Below are 16,498 nucleotides of genomic sequence, written 5' to 3'. Positions count from 1 at the left end.
AGGGCGGTAGCCAAGTTTTTCACCAGAACCTCGAAAAACGTCGAAAGAACGCAAACGCGCTTATCGCGTTGCGGTTGCCGACGCAGCGGCCGATCGGGAGAAGTAGGCCGCAAGCGCGCGGACGTCGTCGTCCGTCAGACCCTTCGCGGCATTTGCCATGAGATGGCCGAAGCGCGTTCCGCCACGCTTTCCCGCCCTGAACAACCCAAGCTGCGTCTCGATGTAGGGCGCCGGCTGGCCGGCGATCGAGGGATAGAGCGGGCTGCGGTCCTGTCTTCCGTGACAGGCGAGACAGGCGGGCACATTGGCCTGCCTGACGCCGCTCTCGGCGATTTCCTTGCCGCGCCGGACAAGTGCTGGATCGCCCCCGCCGCCGGGGCGCATCGCCGGCAGGGCAGCGAAATGCCTGGCCAGGTCCGGCCAGAGTTGAGGCCCTGCCGCAATGGCGGGCAGGCTCATCAACCCACTTGCCCGGCCTTCCTCGGCATAGGCACGCAGGCTTTCAAGCAGATACGCCTCGCTCTGCCCGGCCAGAACGGGTATCGCGGGACCGCGTCCAAGACCGTCCTCGCCGTGGCAGCGGGCGCAATCCGCCAGCGCTTGCGGCAGGGTTTCGGCAGCGCCTGCAGGAGGCGCAAGCCTTTCGCCATAGGCGAGATCGCGATAGGTGGCTTCGTCCAGCGACGGCAGTTCGCGCAGGAAGGCGACCATCGCCCAGACCTCGTCGTCGCGTTCCTGCGTCGGCCAGGCCGGCATGCCGGTGAAACGCACGCCGTGCTTGACAATACGAAAAAGCTCCGCGTCCGACCATTCGCCGACGGCCCCGGCAAGGTCAGGCGGCTGCGGCAGCATTCTCATGACGACAGGAGATCGCGGCTCGCCCGGCGCGCCGTGACAGATGGCGCAGCCGCCTGCGAAATGCCCGGCGGCCGGCTGAATCGCATGGCGCGGCAGAGCCTCTGGAGCGTCGACCGCCAGGGCATAGGTGCGCACAGCCGATCGCATGGCGAAATGGAGGAACCATTCCGTGATCTTCCAGTGGCCGCTCGAGGCACCGACATTGAAAAAGCCGATCCAGGCCGCCAGCACCACGACGAAGGGCAGAATGGCAAGCGCTATGGCGAGCTTCTTCCAGCTGATATGCATCAGACCGTCTTCCGCGGTGGTGTGGCGAGGATGCGCGCGAAAAGCGTCACGCCGCCGGCCAGGTAGACCGCGGCGCCGACCAGAAGCATGATAACGCCGCCAAGTTCCTGATCCTGCTGGGCGGAAAGCGCGATGCCGAAGCAGCTTGTCTCGCCGGTCCCATAAAGCGGCCGCGGGGTCAGCGCCAGCAGCGCGCCGAGCAAGGTCATGTGGATGGACGTCAGAAGCAGGGCGAAGGCGCCGGCGGCATAGCCTGTGGTGTCCGAGCCGCGGCGCGGCAGGCAGGCCAGCCACAGGAACAGCCCGGCGGCGAGGAACGTGACCTGCTCGACAGCGGTGACAAACAGCGAGCTTTGCGCCAGAACCCGCAAGGCCGGTGCGTGCCAGGACCAGACGACGATGAGTTCGACGAGGGAGGCGGGGAGGGCGAGGGTGAACGCCCGGCTCGCACCTGGTGTCGGGCCGAGCGGGACCCCAATCGCCATCAGCGGCGCGGCGATCGCCACCACTCCCATATGCGCCAGCATGTGCGCCGAAAACGAATCCCGCAAGCCATCGAGCAGCGGCCCGAGCCAGACCAGGGCAAGGACGAGGATGCCGAGGATGAGGCAGGCGCGTCTCACCGGATACACTCCGTCAGGAACAATGCAGGCATCGCGGTGAAGATCACGGCGATGAAGCTGAGACCCGAGAGCAGCAGCGTCGCAAAGCCCTGGAACAGGGTCCGGTCGCGTCTCGTCGGATCGTCGTGCGGCGGATCGTCTGTGCCGAGGCCCCATTGCCGCCAGGCGAGCCATGCTGACAGCGCGATCAGCGAGAGGGCGATCACGGTGGCGGCGGCGATGCCGGCGCGCACAGCGCTGAAACTCAGCCCGACAAGCTCGGGTTTGGCGCAATAGATCGCCGCGCCAATGTAGCAAACAAGGAAATGCGCAGCCCACACCACCGGCGCAGTGAACAGCGTCCACAGTGTCTCGATCTGTTTTGGGACAAGCCACATCGGCGCCTCACATCGCTGCCGGAAAGAGGCCGATGATGGCGAAGGTGGTGACGGCGGCAATCAGCAGGAAATGCCAGTAGAGCACCACATTGCCTAGATCCAGGTCATGCTTCGGCGTCAGTCGGCCGGCCAGCGAGCGGGCCAGGCAATAGGCCTGCATGACTGTGCCGAGCGCTGCATGGGCGAGCACCCAGATCACTAGGATCCAGACGATTGCGGGATAGACGTGGCGCGTCGGGTCCATGCCTGGAGACAATGGCGCGGCCAGGCCTGTGGCGGACGCGGCAACGGTCGTCAGCAGGGACAGCACCAGCAAGCCGCGCATAGTGGCCGTAGCGCCGCGCCTGTTGACCGTGCGTGCCGCAACCATCAGGCCCCACGCCGCAGCGAACAGGCTGGCAGCCACCAGCGACCAGACCGCATCGGGCCCGGCAATTCCCGCGGTGAAGTTGGCATGGATCGTCCAGTAGAAGAAATAGCCGAAGACGAGGCTGGCGAACGCGGTGCCATCGCCCACCATGGTGATGAACATCGCCCACCAGCCGACCGAATCGGAGCCGGAGGCATAAAGCGGCAGGCTGAGGCCCAGGCCGACATCCTTTTCCGGCTTCTCGGGGATTTCGCCAGTGCCCGTCCAGAGCCAGTAGATGACTGCGCAAAAGCAGATGATTGCGGCCAGCGCCGTCGCGATCCACCAGTGGAAGGTAAGCGCGATGAAGGCGCCTCCGAGCGAAAGAGCCGAGACGATGGTGACATGGGAGGTGCCGCCGACGCGCAGCACCTGGACGGGTTCGGCGTCGAGCACGGTGGTGACCAGTCCCTCGCGCCATCCCTCTTCCGCGTCGGGCAGATAATAGCGGCCTTCATTGACTTTGCGGGCAAGGTCCTTCTGGTCCCACAAGGGGTAGCGGCTGCGCACGATGGGTATCGAGCGGACGCCCCAGTTCTCCTCCGGCTCGGAAATCCATTCCAGCGTGCCGGCATTCCACGGGTTGAACTCGCCGCGCGGCTGCCGGTGCTTTGGCCTGAGCACGTCGAAGACGACCACCAGCACGCCCGCGGCGAAAATGAAGGCTCCGGCCGTCGAGATCAGGTTCAGCCAGTTCCAGCCGATTTCGGCTGGATAGGTGAAGACGCGGCGGGGCATGCCGCGCAAGCCGTTCAGATGCATGGGGAAAAAGGCGATGTTGAAGCCGCAGAACATCAGCCAGAAGGCGAGCCGCCCCAACCCGTCTGAGAGCTTCTTCGCGTCGATCAGCGGGTAATAGTAATAGAGCCCGGCCACGACCGGGAAAAGCATGCCGCCGATCAGCACATAATGGAGATGCGCAACGACAAAATACGTGTCGTGGGCCTGCCAGTCGAAGGGTGCGAGCGCCACCATGACGCCCGTCAGGCCACCAATGACGAAGATGGCCAGCCCTCCGGTGCCGAACAGCATCGGGGTCGAGAAGATCACCCGGCCGGCCAGCATGGTGGCGATGAAGACGAAGATCTGCACGCCCGTCGGGATCGCCACCGCCTCGGAGGCCGCCGAGAAGAAGGCCAGCGAGATCTGCGGCAGGCCTGTGGCAAACATATGGTGCACCCACAGGCCGAAGGAAAGGAACCCTGTCCCCACTGCCGCGAGCACGATCCAGGAGTAACCGACGATCGGACGCTGGGAAAAAGTCGGCACGATCATGGCCATCAGCGCGATCGCCGGCAGGAAGATAATGTAGACTTCCGGATGGCCGAATATCCAGAACAGATGCTGCCACAGCAGCGGGTCGCCGCCGCGCGCTGCGTCGAAGAACGGCCAATCGAACATCCGTTCCATCTCGAACAGGAGGTCGCCGGCGATCAGCGGCGGGAAGGCGAACAGGATCATTCCGGCAACGATCAGCAGGTACCAGGCGAAGAGCGGCATCAGGTTGATGCGCATGCCCGGCGCGCGGCATTTCATGATGCCGACGATGAGTTCGACGGCGGCCGCGATCGAGGCGACTTCGATGAAGGAAAGGCCGAGCAGCCAGATGTCGGCGCCAATGCCGGAGAACTCCTTGTCGGTGGCGAGCGGCGGATACATGAACCAGCCTGCCGACGGCGCCGCATTGAAGAAGATCGAGCCGCAGACGAAGATACCGCCGAGCAAAAAGCTCCAGAAACTGAAGGCTCCGAGGCGCGGAAACGGCATTTCGCGGGCGCCCAGCATCGGCGGCAGGAGGAAGATCGCGACCGCCTCGAAGATCGGCACCGCGAACAGGAACATCATCACCGTGCCGTGCAGGGTGAAAGCCTGGTTGAATAAGTCGGCCGAGAGGAAGTCGTTGTCGGGCACGGCGAGCTGCAGTCGCATCAGCAGCGCGAGCACGCCGGCAAACAGCATGAAGGCGAAGGCGGCCGAGCCGTACCAGAGGCCGATCTGGTAATTGTTCACCGAGGTCCAGTAGCGCCAACCGGTCGGATTGGCCCACACAGCGCGCAGCCGCTGTTCCTGCGCCTTGTATTCTTCCGGCGAACGCTCCTTGACCGCAGCGCTCATCGCAGGCCTCTCAGCCAGGCGGCTATGGCGCGAATGTCGTCCGGCGGCAACATGTCGAAGGCCGGCATCCTGGAGCCGGGCTTGATCAGGTCGGACCGGGCGATGAAGCTGGCGACGGCGTCTTCGGTGTTGGGCAGGATTCCGGCTGCGACGGTGGCGCGGGAACCGATATGCGAAAGATCCGGGCCGATCAGGCCGCGCGCATCGGTGCCCGCGACGACATGGCAGGACCCGCAGCCATGGCGCAGGAACAGCGCGCCGCCGCTTGCGCCGGCCCCTTCCGCGGGAATTGCCTGGGCGGCAAGCCAGGACCGGAAGGCTTCGGGCGCCATGGCGACGGCCGAGAGCGCCATCAGCGCGTGAGACGTGCCGCAATATTCCGCGCACGGGCCGCGGAATAGACCAGCTTTGGTGGCCATGATCGAAAGCCTGTTGGTGCGGCCGGGGATCATGTCCATCTTGCCGCCGAGCGGTGGGATCCAGAAGGAATGGATCACATCGGCGCTTTTCAGGGTCAATTCGACCCGCTCGCCGACCGGCAGCCTGATCTCGTTGGCAGACGCGACCGGCGGTCCCAGAGGAGGGTGATAGACAACTTCCCACCAGAACTGCCTGCCGGTGACTTCGATCCGCAGGGCGGCGGGGCTCGCCTGGGCGAAGGGCCGAAGGCCAGGCATCAGCCACAGCGCATAGGCGAGCAGCGCACAAAGCGTGACCGAGGGGAAGACTACGCCGCCCCAAAGGATGATGCTGCTGGCAGACTTTTCGGCCAGCCTGCGGCGATTGACGAGGGCTGAATGAAGAAGCAGGCCGACCACGCCCAGCCAGATGACGGTGCCGCCGCTTAGCATGACCCAAAACAGCATTTCTATCTGCTGCGCTTCCGCTCCCGCGGACTCAAGTGCCGACTGAGTGCTCGTCTGGGCGCCGGCAGAGCCGCTCGCGAGCAACAATGACGCAGCTGACAGGCTGAAATATCGACCCATTTGCAACCCCTCCGCGGTAAACCGGCGAGAGGGGCGGAAGGTTCCGGGCAACTGAGCGTTCGAACTGGTGGAATGAACGTGTCGGTCGAGTCAGTGGACGGTTTTGCGTGTCGGCGGTTTTGCGCGCGAGTCGATGGCTTCCTGCAACAAGACGCGGGCCTCGCGTGTCAAACCTTTGGGCCAGAAGTGGCCGGAGCTCATGGCGCCGCAGAGGCTACGAATTCTTCACCGACAGCAGTCCTTTATGATTGGTTTCTGTCACCAGAAATCCTTGTGGTCGGTTACGATCTCTTCTTCGAGTTCAGGGAATGGGCCACGGATTGCTACATGGCGCCGTCCGGCGGCGAACACCTGATGACAGCTCAGATCGAGGGTCAGATTCTCCGAATTGTCTCCGGTCAGCTCGGCCAGCCGCCTTTCGCTGAGTCCGTAGACCACGGTGCCGATGCCGGCCCAGTAACAGGCCCCGGGCACATGCAGCACGGCTCGACCGAGGTCACCAGCGTGCATCGCTCGAGAAAGGTCGGGTCGTATTGCTGCGCAGCCGCGCGCGCCACGTTTGCCTCTGCGTGGCCAACGCCGCGATCCCGCGCGTAGGTGTTGCCCGACGAAAGCAGCACGTCGCCTTCCGGCCCGACCAGGAGCGCCCCGAAAGGATGATTGCCACTCGCCCGGCTCTCGGTGGCGATCTCCACGGCGAGACGTAGATATTCGGTATCGCTCTTCATGGCCGCCTCGTTGGGGTGCCCGTTCGTAACTGTACGCGTAAAGGCCCTTCGCTTGAATTCTACAGTCTTGGAGCGCTTGCGAGCTGTCCAGTCATGGGCACTAAATTGATGGCTGCGCAACCTGGCATGTGATCGCCTCGCTTCAGACGTTGGATTTAATCCACTGGCTGCATCCGCCGCTGCTCTTGGACAATTTTCAACGCGTGATGAAACAATAGCGCTCAATGGCCGTTTGCGCGTCATGGCGGGTATATTGGGCGGCTATTTTGGGCGGGTATTTTGGGCGGGTGTTGGGATTGCCCAGAGGAGGCGACGATGAGCGCAACCGGCTTGGAAGTTTTTGACAAAACCCTGCAGACGACAAACATCTGGCTGGACGAGATCATGGCCGATCACGGGCCCGACAGGCGCGTGGCCTGGCATATGCTGGGAGCCGTTCTACGCACCTTGCGGGATTGGCTGCAGATTGAACTGGCTGCCAATTTGGGGGCTGAACTGCCGCTTCTCGTGCGCGGAGCCTACTATGATCGGTATCGGCCGCGTGATCTGCCGACGAGCAGCCGTTCGTTGGAGGATTTTTTGCAGCGGGTGGCCGAGGAGATGAAATCCACTCGACCGGTGAATCCCGAGGATGCGACGAGATCCGTGTTCAAGGTACTCGCCAGGCATGTCGACCTCGGCCAGTCGGCCAAGGTGCGGGACGCGTTGCCGAAGCAGATCCGGGCGCTTTGGCCCGAAAGTGTTGGAGTCTAAAGCGAGTCGCGTTCGACCGACTTCATGCGACGTGTTTTACGTTGTTTTACCGCCTCTGCCCGGGCCGTTTTCCTCGCGATACAGTCGCTCGGTGGCCCGATCGCTTTCTCTGCGCTCTGCAGGCCCCCGGCGTCGCCACGTAAGGAGTGCGTAGGCGAGCAGGATTGCCAGCAGTAGCGGGCCTCCAGCAACGACGATCAACCACATGCTGTTCTCGAACATGGAACATCTCCTTTCCCTCGTTACCCATCAGGAGCGAAACCGTTGCTCCCGGTGCAGGGGTTGGACACCGCAGTGCAGCTCTCTTCGCCGAATGGCCAGTGATTCGCCATTCAACTGCTGAACGCGGGCAACTGCTGAACGCGGGCAACTGCTGAGCGCGGGCAACTGTTGAGCGCGGGCAACCGTTGAGCGCGGGCAACTGCTGAGCGCGGGCGGTTTATTGCTTCAGAAAGGCAACTTGTACCCAGCGGGCTGTTGCGCTCGGCAAGCGCTGGTGGAAGAATGGACTTCCCTCGGAAACGTTCCATTGTGCGAGCCATTCGCTGGCTGACTTCCAGGCGTTCACGATATCTGTCTGGACCCCTAACATCCGGTCGCAGACGCACTACGTGTAATAGGGAACCACAAAGGCTTTCCGACAGTTGAGTGAAGAGGCGACAGCAACCAGACCGGCCGGGGCGAGGAATACCATGCGCGAGAACCACTCCGACGTCTTCGATCTGTTTTCGGAGATTTACACCAATGCGGCGCAGGAGGAGATAAGCATCCAGCAATATCTCCTTGCCTGCCGCGAGGATAAATCGATGTATGCTTCGGCGCCCGAGCGGATGGTCGAGGCGATCGGCGAGCCCACCCTGATCGACACCAGCATGGATGAGCGGCTCGGCCGCATTTTCTCGAACAGGACAATCAAGGTCTATCCCACCTTCGCCGAGTTCTATGGCATGGAGGACACGATCGAGCGCATAGCCGGCTATTTCCGCTATGCCTCTCAGGGGCTCGAGGAGCGCAAGCAGATTCTCTATCTGCTTGGCCCTGTCGGCGGCGGCAAGTCCTCGCTCGCCGAACGGCTGAAGAAGCTGATGGAGGAGCGTCCGATCTATACGCTGAAGGTCGGCGACCAGATCAGTCCGGTTTTCGAATCGCCGCTCGGGCTTTTCAATCCTGACCGCATGGGCGACCTTTTGGAGGACAAATACGGCATCGCGCGGCGCCGGCTGAACGGTCTTATCTCGCCATGGGCGGCCAAGCGCCTCGACGAACTGTCCGGCGACATCTCCAAGTTCAGCGTCGTCAAGCTCATGCCTTCGCGGCTACGCCAGATAGGCATCTCCAAGACCGAGCCAGGCGATGAGAACAACCAGGACGTTTCGGCCCTGGTCGGCAAGGTCGACATAAGACAGCTCGAGCATTTCAGCCAATCCGATCCGGACGCCTATTCCTACAGCGGCGGCCTGAACCGGACCACGCAGGGGCTGCTCGAGTTCGTCGAGATGTTCAAAGCGCCGATCAAGGTCCTGCATCCGTTGCTGACCGCTACCCAGGAAGGCAGCTACAACGGTACGGAAAACTTCGGATCTTTCCCGTATCAGGGCATCGTCGTAGCCCACTCCAACGAATCGGAATGGCTGCAGTTCAAGAACAACAAGAACAACGAGGCATTCCTCGACCGTATCCTGGTGGTCAAGGTGCCGTATTGCCTGCGGGTCACAGAAGAAAGGCAGATCTACGAAAAGCTGCTGCGCGAAAGCGAATTGGCCTCCAGTTCCTGTGCACCGGAGGTTCTCGACATTCTCAGCCGGTTCACCGTCTCGACCCGTCTGGCCGAGCACGACAATTCGCCGCTCTACACCAAGATGCGCGTTTATGACGGCGAGAACCTTAAGGACATAGATCCCAAGGCGAAGTCGGTTCAGGAATACCGCGATGCCGCCGGGGTCGATGAAGGCATGACCGGCGTCAGCACGCGCTTTGCCTTCAAGATCCTGTCCCAGACCTTCAACTACGACACCAAGGAAGTGGCCGCCGATCCCGTGCATCTGATGTACATTCTGGAGGAGGCGATCAAGCGCGAGCAGTTCCCCAAGGAAACGGAAGCCGCCTATCTCGACTTCATAAAGTCGGAACTGGCCACGCGCTATGCCGAGTTCATCGGCCATGAAATTCAGAAGGCCTATCTGGAATCCTACAGCGAATACGGCCAGAACCTGTTCGACCGCTACATCGCCTATGCCGATGCCTGGATCGAGGACCAGGACTACAAAGACCCCGATACCGGCCAGATCCTCAATCGCGAGGTGCTCGACAACGAACTGTCGCAAGTCGAAAAGCCGGCCGGCATTGCCAACCCCAAGGACTTCCGCAACGAGGTCGTGAAGTTCACGTTGCGCGCCCGGGCGAGGAACCATGGCCGCAACCCTTCGTGGACGAGCTATGAAAAGCTGCGTGAAGTCATCGAGAAGCGGATGTTCGGTCAGGTCGAGGATCTGCTCCCGGTGATCAGCTTCGGCTCCAAGCAGGACAGCGTAACGGAGAAGCGGCATACAGAGTTCGTGCATCGGATGGTCGGACGCGGTTACACCGAACGCCAGGTCCGCCGACTGGTGGACTGGTACATGCGGGTGAACAAGGCGGGCTGAGTCCGGCCGGGATGGTTCCATGCCGATCTTTGTCGATCGCCGACTGAACCCAAAGGACAAGAGCCTCGGCAACCGCCAGCGCTTCCTGAAACGTGCGCGCGAAGAGCTGAAGCGAAGCATCCGGGATCGGATCCGTACCGGCAAGATCGCCGATGTCGACAGCGAGCACGCCGTCTCGATGCCAGCGAGGGGCACAGCTGAGCCGAGCTTCAGCGACGCGAAGGACAGCGGCAGGCGGCAGCACATCCTGCCGGGCAACAAGCATTTCGCCCCGGGCGACCGGGTTCCGAAGCCCGGCCAGGGCGGCGGCGGCTCATCTCCCGGGAAAACGGTCTCGGAGGACGATTTTCGTTTCGTGCTCTCGCGCGAGGAGGTGCTCGACCTCTTTTTCGAGGATCTCGAACTTCCCGACATGGTCAAGCTCAACCTCAAGGAGATACTATCCTTCAAACCGCGCCGCGCCGGGTTCGCGGCGACCGGTTCGCCGACCAACATCAATGTCGGGCGCACGATGCGAAACAGCCATGGTCGCCGGATTGCGCTAAGGCGCCCCAAGCAGGAGGAACTCGATGCGATTGCGGAGCAACTCGCAATCCTGGAGGCCGAGCCGCAGAGCGCGGCGCCGGCACGCCAGCGCATTGCAGCGCTGCGGGAGGAGCTTGAGCGACTTGAGCGCCGCCGCAAGCGGATCGCCTATGTCGATCCCGTCGACATCCGCTTCAACCGTTTCGACGCCCAGCCCGTGCCGAATGCCAATGCGGTCATGTTCTGTCTCATGGACGTATCCGGCTCGATGGGCGAACGCGAGAAGGATCTGGCCAAGCGCTTCTTCGTGCTGCTGCACCTGTTCCTGAAACGGCGCTACGACCGCACCGAAATCGTCTTCATCCGCCATACGCACGAGGCGCAGGAGGTGGACGAGGAAACCTTCTTCTACAATACGCAAAGCGGCGGCACGGTTGTTTCCACGGCACTCGAGGAAATGCACCGCATCATCGCGCAACGCTATCCCAGCAACGAGTGGAACATCTATGCCGCCCAGGCGTCGGACGGCGACAATTTCGTCACCGATTCCGAGCGCTGCATCGGCCTGATGGACGGCCAGATCATGCGCCTGTGCCAGTATTTTGCCTATGTCGAGATCATCGACGAACGTGAGAGCCATATTTTCGGCACCACCGACAATGGAACCTCGCTCTGGCGCGCCTACAGCGTTGTCAACCAGCGATGGCCGAATTTCCAGATGAGCCGTATCGCCAACGCAGCCGACATCTATCCGGTCTTTCGCCAGCTCTTTGCCAGGCAGCCGGTCTTGCAGAAAAGCGCTTGAGGGGAGCCGATGGCGAACCAGACCATCAAGTCGGGCCAGACCAGCAAGTCGGGCCAAACCAGCAAATCAGGCCAAACCGGCAAACCAGGCCAAACCAGCAAATCAGGTTTGCTCTTTTCGGGGTCCGACTGGGATTTCAAGACACTGTCGCGCGCCTACGAAGCGATCGAGGCGATCGCCATCGAAGAGCTTCATCTCGACATCTATCCGGTGCAGATGGAGATCATCTCGTCCCAGCAGATGCTCGACGCCTATTCCTCGGTCGGCATGCCGCTGATGTATCGCCACTGGTCCTTCGGCAAGCATTTTCTCTACCAGGAATTGCTCTACCGCAAAGGCGGGCGGGGGCTCGCCTACGAGCTGGTGATCAATTCCAATCCTTGCATCGTCTACCTGATGGAGGAAAACACCATGGCCCTGCAGGCCCTGGTGACAGCTCATGCAGCGCTTGGCCATAATCATTTTTTCAAGAACAATCATCTGTTCCGGCAATGGACGGACGCCAGCGCGATCCTGAGTTATCTGGACTTTGCCAAGGGTTACATTGCCCGTTGCGAGGAGCGGCACGGCGTTGCCGCGGTGGAGGCGATCCTCGATGCGGCCCACGCGCTGATGGAACAGGGGGTCTTCAGATATCGCCGGCCGCCGAAGCTGTCGTCGGAGCGGCAGCGTGTAGGCGTTCGTGAGCGCCTGGAGTACGAAGAGCGTTCTTACAACGATCTGTGGCGCACGCTGCCGCCTTCGAAGGGTGGAGACAATGTTGGGGAAAAGAATTCCGACATCGCGGAGCGAAAGAAAACGCTCAAGCTGCCCGAGGAGAACCTGCTTTACTTCCTGGAAAAAAACAGCCTGGTCCTAGAGCCCTGGCAGCGTGAAATCGTCAGGATCGTCCGCGTCGTCGCGCAATACTTTTATCCGCAGCGGCAAACGCAGGTGATGAACGAAGGCTGCGCCACCTTCGTGCACTACACGCTGATGAACATGCTGTTCGATCGTGGCCTGATCAGCGAAGGCGCGATGCTGGAGATCCTGCGCAACCATTCGAACGTGATCTTTCAGCCGGGCTTCGACGACCCGCGGTTTTCCGGCATCAATCCTTATGCGTTGGGCCTCGACATGATGCAGGACATCCAGCGCATAGCGACCGAGCCGACTGCCGAGGATCGTGACTGGTTCCCCGATATCGCCGGCAACGGCGATTGGCGCGAAACCCTGCTCGACGCGTGGGCGAACCATCGCGACGAATCTTTCATCCGCCAGTATCTGAGCCCCGCCCTGATGCGGAAGTGGCGGTTCTTTGTCCTCGCCGACGCCGCCAGCGAGCCGCATTACGAAGTAGCGTCGATACACAATGAGCGTGGCTACGAAAAGATACGCGCCGGGCTCGCCCAGAGCTACGACATCGGCGCGAGCCGGCCGGATATCCAGGTGGTGGATGTCGATCTGCTCGGCGACCGGCAGTTGCGATTGGAGCACAAGGTGAAGAACGGCATCATGCTGGAGGAGGCCAGTCGCGACGCCACGCTGCGCCATATCCGGACCCTGTGGGGCTATGAGGTCAGCCTGGCGGCGATCGATGCGCAAACCGGCGGGACGCTCAACGAACGTTCGACCAGCCAAATCGGGGAATGACCAAACCGGAATGGCCGGCGACGGCATCGTTCTACTGCCGGGTTTTTACTCCTGGGTCCAATGCTCCGGGGTCGAATGCTCCGGGTCCAATGCTCTGGCCGTCGGACCCGGAAAGGTCGGTTCCGTAGGAATCTCCGGTGGTATATCGGGAGGAATTTCGACGGGCTGCCTTTCGGGGCTGGGAACGGGATCAGGCGAAGGCGGAGGAACGCCCGGAGGCTCACCAGGCGGAGTCTCCGGCGGAGCAGGAGGCCGGGCCGGCTCAGGATTGGGATTATCCGGTATCGGCACGGGATTGTTCGGGTCTGGATCAGGATCGGTCATCGGAGACTCCCCGAAGCTTGCTTCACATCTCCTCGGCGCCAATGTGTTTCCACTCAACAGCTCCGGCGCCAATGAATAGCTCGTTCTCGCTGTCGACGCCGGCCTAGACGTGGGTCGTTCGCAGCGGCATGTATCTCCTTCCGTTTGCTCGGAGGAGGATCATCCAGGGTGACAACCATCGCGCCGAACGATGGTTCCATGCCTTGGCGGTGGGGCTCAATGCCAGCGGCGTTGAATAATGGAGCGGCGGCTCCACCTCCGTCGCCTTTACCGTGTCGGCGAGCACGCTATGTACGCCGCGTATTGTCAAGACGGTTCAGGGAGGAACAGCATGCGCGCGTTCATGATTGTCACCCTTCTTCTGGTCGCAATCGCAATGGCGCTGTCGCTCGCACACGCGTTGGAGTTGCCCGGCAAGTTGCGCCTCAAGGAGGCCACCTACAAATCTGTGCAGGAGATCTACTATCCCGGCTTCACGATCGGCGGGTTTGCCGAGATCGGCGGCATCATTGCACTCGCCATCCTGCTTTACCTCACGCCCTATGCAGGCGGTCGATTCTGGTGGACTTTGGCGGCCCTGGTCTTCCTGGTGGCGGAACATGCGACCTATTGGCTGGTAACACATCCCGTCAACAATTTCTGGGTGCAGGACGTCGCAGTGTCGAAACCAGCCGCGACGTTTTTTTCAATGCTCCGCCGGAAGCAAAGCGGCGACTGGAAAGACTTGCGCGATGTTTGGGAAGCCTCGCACGTCGCCAGGGCAGTCCTGGCGATGCTGAGCCTGATCTCGATTGCTGTCGCCGCGACATTTTATGCTGGGAGTGAATAGCGCGTGGGATGCGCAGCGACGCTACTTGTTCGTCCGCATCTTTTGTCTTGGATTGATCCCGCCAAGGGCGTTCGTGTCGTTCTCGACATCGCCCTCGATGGTGTTTTCGCCTTCGAGTACGAGTTCGTCGCCTTCCTTGATCGTGCCCTTCGAGGTGCCGATACCGGGATTGTTCCTCAGATCGGCATCGCTCGGCTTTTTCCACTTTGGATGTTTGGTTCCGCTCATGGCACAACTCCTTCGAAAAGGGTCCTGTTCTAAAGCGCATCGCGTTGAAACGGATTCAATCGACGCGCTTTAAATCTTTGTTTTTATGCATGTCGTTGTCCCAAAACCGCTGCGCACTTTTGGGCGACATGCACTAGAAACAGCACGGCGCGATGAATGTTCCGCCGAAACTCACCTTGACGCGGCCTTGTCCGCGAGGCGGCTAGAGCCCGAACGGATAGGTGTCGGGAACGCCGGTTCCGACATGCTCCGGCCCAAGCGGCGTCACCGCGACGGTTTCGTCAAACCAGACGAACGCGTCAAACTGCTGGGCAAGAGAGGCATCCGCGTAATGGCTGCGCAGTTCGGTTTCCGGCCGATAGATCACGCCGATGAAGCGCTCCAGCCGACGCTCCAGAAGCCGCTCGCGCAACGTATCGTCGCGCTTGATATCGAGCAGGAAACGCGAGACGCCGCTATCATGGCAAAGCCGCTCGTAGCTATCGCTATGGGAAGGCCGCACCCGCTTGATTTCCATCTCGCTGTCCCAGTCGGAGGCCGCGGCGACTGTCCCGGAATGCGTGCCGAGCCCGATCAAGGCTGCCTCGTCGCCGAAGCGCTGGCGGCAGAACTGGCCGATGTTCACTTCGTCCCTGACAATCCCCATTTCGGTGTAGCGGGCATCGCCGATATGGGAATTATGCGCCCACACGACCGCCTTGGCGTTCGGCCCGCGAGCTTCCAGCAGATGCTCGAGCGTCTCGAACATATGGGTGTCGCGTAAATTCCAGGACTGCGCGCCGCCATAGTACATGATCCGGTAGTAGCGTTCCGCGGAAGCGATCAGCCGGGCATTCTGGGTGGCATCCATGAAATCGACGCCGTCCTGCTGGGCATAGTCGAGCTGCCTGGCAAGCAGTTCGCGGCATTGTTCGAGCACGGCCTGCTCGCATTTCTCGAAACCCGATGTGAGTGCGACACGGCCGTAGGTGGATGGTTCATGTTGCCAAGGCGTCAGGCAGCCATAGCGTTCACGCGCGATCTTTGCTGCCTGCGGATCGACCAGATCGAGATATTGTAGAACCGCGGCGATCGATCCGCTCATATTGTAGATGTCGAGGCCATAGAACCCCGCCAGTCGGGACGATAGCCTGATGCGTTCATTGTGATGTCGCATCCAGTCGACGAACGCGGCAACGTCGGTGTTGCGCCACATCCAGGTGGGAAACCGCTGGAACGGCGGATCGGCGTTGGCGCGTGGCGGCCGATGCCGGACGTAGCGGTCGATCGCCGCTGCATCAGGCCAGTCGGCCTCGACAGCGACGATGGTGAAGCCGTGCTTCTCGATGAGCCTGCGGGTGATCGCGGCGCGGGCCCGGTAGAACTCCGACGTGCCGTGGCTCGCTTCACCGAGCAGGACGACGCGCCGGTCGCCAAACCGGTCGAATAATTCGCCGAACGCCGGATCGTCGAAATCCGGCAGCGGTTCGGCCGCCGCCGCGATCATCTCGGGCAGGCTGCGCGTGCGTGCGCGTCCGGACGGACGATCATTCGCGATACGGTTGCCGCTCTCGGGCCAGCCCTGCTCGCCGATGAGTGGGACAAACCGCACGCCGCCGAAATCCTCCTCGCTGTAAGTCGCAGCGCCGTTTCGGGTGACCTTGAGAAGGCGCTGATCATGCGGATCGTCGCCGACCGGGATGACGAGCCTGCCGCCGACGTCGAGCTGTTCCTGAAGCGCAAGCGGCGCACCGGGTCCGCCGGCGGCGACCAGAATGGCGTCGAAGGGCGCCGCGTCGGGCCAGCCTTTGGTGCCATCGCCGGTGCGGACTTCGATATTGTCGTAGCCAAGCTCTTGGAACCGCTGTCTCGCCGTTTCGGCCAACCCGGCGTGGCGCTCGATCGTGTAGACGCGTTCGACGATCCGGCTCATCACGGCAGCCGCGTAGCCCGAACCGGTGCCAACCTCCAGGACATGGTCGCCCGGTCCGATTTCCGCCATCTCGATCATCAAGGCGACGATGTAGGGCTGCGATATCGTCTGACCCTCGGCAATCGGCAGCGGCCCGTCCTCATAGGCGAATTCTTCAAAGCCGGGAGCGACGAATGCCTCGCGCGGAACCTCGCGCATCGCTTCCAGCACCTCGCGGTCATGGATGCCACGGCGGCTGAGATGGACTTCGACCATTCGGTTGCGTGCGTGGGAAAGATCGAGCATCTTTTTGCTCCTCTTGCGAGCTGACAGCCCCCGATTGTCCCCTGATCGTGCCCGACGGCTTCTCGGGTATGCGCTCGGCCTCGGCAACTCATGTCGGGCGGCTAGTCTCCTTAACCGTTGGCGAGCTTCCAGGTTCCTGCAAAAGAGCGATTGGCGGGCGAAAATGGCGGCTCCAGCCG

At 61.9% G+C, this 16,498-nt stretch carries 14 protein-coding genes; 5 read left to right on the top strand and 9 right to left on the bottom strand.

Annotated elements, in window-relative coordinates; translation table 11 throughout:
- Nucleotides 1-60: 60 nt before the first annotated feature.
- The 6 genes from BLT09_RS21995 to BLT09_RS21970 all read right to left on the bottom strand — a co-directional run bounded on the left by BLT09_RS21995 (nucleotide 61) and on the right by BLT09_RS21970 (nucleotide 6,384).
- The gene (locus BLT09_RS21995) at nucleotides 61-1,146 is read right to left on the bottom strand and encodes a c-type cytochrome (protein ID WP_167366498.1); all 1,086 of its coding nucleotides are present in this window, start codon (nucleotides 1,144-1,146) and stop codon (nucleotides 61-63) included.
- Nucleotides 1,146-1,769, bottom strand: a complete 624-nt coding sequence (locus BLT09_RS21990) for a cytochrome c oxidase assembly protein (protein WP_091596866.1) — start codon at nucleotides 1,767-1,769, stop codon at nucleotides 1,146-1,148. Before BLT09_RS21990 ends, BLT09_RS21995 begins: the two co-directional genes overlap by 1 nt.
- Entirely contained in the window at nucleotides 1,766-2,146 is a 381-nt protein-coding gene (locus BLT09_RS21985) for a hypothetical protein (protein ID WP_091596610.1), read from the bottom strand. The genes BLT09_RS21990 and BLT09_RS21985 overlap by 4 nt, the downstream gene beginning before the upstream one ends.
- Nucleotides 2,147-2,153: 7 nt before the next feature.
- Entirely contained in the window at nucleotides 2,154-4,670 is a 2,517-nt protein-coding gene (gene ctaD, locus BLT09_RS21980) for a cytochrome c oxidase subunit I (RefSeq protein WP_091596607.1), read from the bottom strand.
- Nucleotides 4,667-5,656, bottom strand: a complete 990-nt coding sequence (gene coxB / locus BLT09_RS21975) for a cytochrome c oxidase subunit II (protein ID WP_091596605.1) — start codon at nucleotides 5,654-5,656, stop codon at nucleotides 4,667-4,669. Before coxB ends, ctaD begins: the two co-directional genes overlap by 4 nt.
- 398 nt (nucleotides 5,657-6,054) lie before the next feature.
- Nucleotides 6,055-6,384 carry a cytidine/deoxycytidylate deaminase family protein gene (locus BLT09_RS21970; RefSeq protein WP_329608814.1) on the bottom strand — a complete coding sequence of 110 codons (330 nt, stop codon included), beginning with the start codon at nucleotides 6,382-6,384 and terminating at the stop codon, nucleotides 6,055-6,057.
- 315 nt (nucleotides 6,385-6,699) lie between these two features.
- Here BLT09_RS21970 and BLT09_RS21965 point away from each other — a divergent pair, with 315 nt between their 5' ends.
- The gene (locus BLT09_RS21965) at nucleotides 6,700-7,137 is read left to right on the top strand and encodes a DUF2267 domain-containing protein (RefSeq protein ID WP_091596603.1); all 438 of its coding nucleotides are present in this window, start codon (nucleotides 6,700-6,702) and stop codon (nucleotides 7,135-7,137) included.
- A gap of 36 nt (nucleotides 7,138-7,173) precedes the next feature.
- On the opposite strand, the gene BLT09_RS21960 is transcribed toward BLT09_RS21965, so the two are convergent.
- On the bottom strand, nucleotides 7,174-7,359 hold the full coding sequence (locus tag BLT09_RS21960) for a hypothetical protein (RefSeq protein WP_091596600.1): 186 nt from the start codon (nucleotides 7,357-7,359) through the stop codon (nucleotides 7,174-7,176).
- Nucleotides 7,360-7,829: 470 nt separating this feature from the next.
- Between BLT09_RS21960 and BLT09_RS21955 the strand changes: the two genes are divergently transcribed.
- The 4 genes from BLT09_RS21955 to BLT09_RS21940 all read left to right on the top strand — a co-directional run bounded on the left by BLT09_RS21955 (nucleotide 7,830) and on the right by BLT09_RS21940 (nucleotide 13,894).
- The gene (locus tag BLT09_RS21955; protein WP_027151391.1) at nucleotides 7,830-9,779 is read left to right on the top strand and encodes a PrkA family serine protein kinase; all 1,950 of its coding nucleotides are present in this window, start codon (nucleotides 7,830-7,832) and stop codon (nucleotides 9,777-9,779) included.
- A 19-nt stretch (nucleotides 9,780-9,798) separates the two neighbouring features.
- Nucleotides 9,799-11,109, top strand: a complete 1,311-nt coding sequence (locus tag BLT09_RS21950; RefSeq protein WP_027151392.1) for a YeaH/YhbH family protein — start codon at nucleotides 9,799-9,801, stop codon at nucleotides 11,107-11,109.
- A gap of 9 nt (nucleotides 11,110-11,118) precedes the next feature.
- Nucleotides 11,119-12,741, top strand: a complete 1,623-nt coding sequence (locus BLT09_RS21945) for a SpoVR family protein (RefSeq protein WP_091596597.1) — start codon at nucleotides 11,119-11,121, stop codon at nucleotides 12,739-12,741.
- Between the two features lie 613 nt (nucleotides 12,742-13,354).
- Entirely contained in the window at nucleotides 13,355-13,894 is a 540-nt protein-coding gene (locus BLT09_RS21940; RefSeq protein ID WP_236473712.1) for a DUF1772 domain-containing protein, read from the top strand.
- Between the two features lie 21 nt (nucleotides 13,895-13,915).
- Here the strand turns inward: BLT09_RS21940 and BLT09_RS21935 are convergent, their stop codons facing one another.
- Both BLT09_RS21935 and BLT09_RS21930 read right to left on the bottom strand, forming a co-directional pair.
- Entirely contained in the window at nucleotides 13,916-14,122 is a 207-nt protein-coding gene (locus BLT09_RS21935; protein WP_027151394.1) for a hypothetical protein, read from the bottom strand.
- 202 nt (nucleotides 14,123-14,324) lie between these two features.
- Nucleotides 14,325-16,319, bottom strand: coding sequence for a protein-L-isoaspartate(D-aspartate) O-methyltransferase (locus BLT09_RS21930; protein ID WP_091596591.1), 1,995 nt, complete (start codon nucleotides 16,317-16,319; stop codon nucleotides 14,325-14,327).
- Between the last annotated feature and the right edge of the window lie 179 nt (nucleotides 16,320-16,498).

The organism is Mesorhizobium muleiense, from assembly GCF_900099905.1.
Lineage (GTDB): Bacteria > Pseudomonadota > Alphaproteobacteria > Rhizobiales > Rhizobiaceae > Mesorhizobium > Mesorhizobium muleiense.
The sequence above is the reverse complement of the archived record's forward strand: the minus strand, read 5'-3'. Positions and strand labels throughout refer to the sequence as shown.

Excerpts from the sequence above, each read along its gene's own strand:
- BLT09_RS21995 (WP_167366498.1), bottom strand. The coding sequence starts at position 1,146 with ATGCATATCAGCTGGAAGAAGCTCGCCATAGCGCTTGCCATTCTGCCC.
- BLT09_RS21985 (WP_091596610.1), bottom strand. The coding sequence starts at position 2,146 with ATGTGGCTTGTCCCAAAACAGATCGAGACACTGTGGACGCTGTTCACT.
- ctaD (WP_091596607.1), bottom strand. The coding sequence starts at position 4,670 with ATGAGCGCTGCGGTCAAGGAGCGTTCGCCGGAAGAATACAAGGCGCAG.
- coxB (WP_091596605.1), bottom strand. The coding sequence starts at position 5,656 with ATGGGTCGATATTTCAGCCTGTCAGCTGCGTCATTGTTGCTCGCGAGC.
- BLT09_RS21970 (WP_329608814.1), bottom strand. The coding sequence starts at position 6,384 with ATGAAGAGCGATACCGAATATCTACGTCTCGCCGTGGAGATCGCCACC.
- BLT09_RS21965 (WP_091596603.1), top strand. The coding sequence starts at position 6,700 with ATGAGCGCAACCGGCTTGGAAGTTTTTGACAAAACCCTGCAGACGACA.
- BLT09_RS21960 (WP_091596600.1), bottom strand. The coding sequence starts at position 7,359 with ATGTTCGAGAACAGCATGTGGTTGATCGTCGTTGCTGGAGGCCCGCTA.
- BLT09_RS21955 (WP_027151391.1), top strand. The coding sequence starts at position 7,830 with ATGCGCGAGAACCACTCCGACGTCTTCGATCTGTTTTCGGAGATTTAC.
- BLT09_RS21950 (WP_027151392.1), top strand. The coding sequence starts at position 9,799 with ATGCCGATCTTTGTCGATCGCCGACTGAACCCAAAGGACAAGAGCCTC.
- BLT09_RS21945 (WP_091596597.1), top strand. The coding sequence starts at position 11,119 with ATGGCGAACCAGACCATCAAGTCGGGCCAGACCAGCAAGTCGGGCCAA.
- BLT09_RS21940 (WP_236473712.1), top strand. The coding sequence starts at position 13,355 with ATGTACGCCGCGTATTGTCAAGACGGTTCAGGGAGGAACAGCATGCGC.
- BLT09_RS21935 (WP_027151394.1), bottom strand. The coding sequence starts at position 14,122 with ATGAGCGGAACCAAACATCCAAAGTGGAAAAAGCCGAGCGATGCCGAT.
- BLT09_RS21930 (WP_091596591.1), bottom strand. The coding sequence starts at position 16,319 with ATGCTCGATCTTTCCCACGCACGCAACCGAATGGTCGAAGTCCATCTC.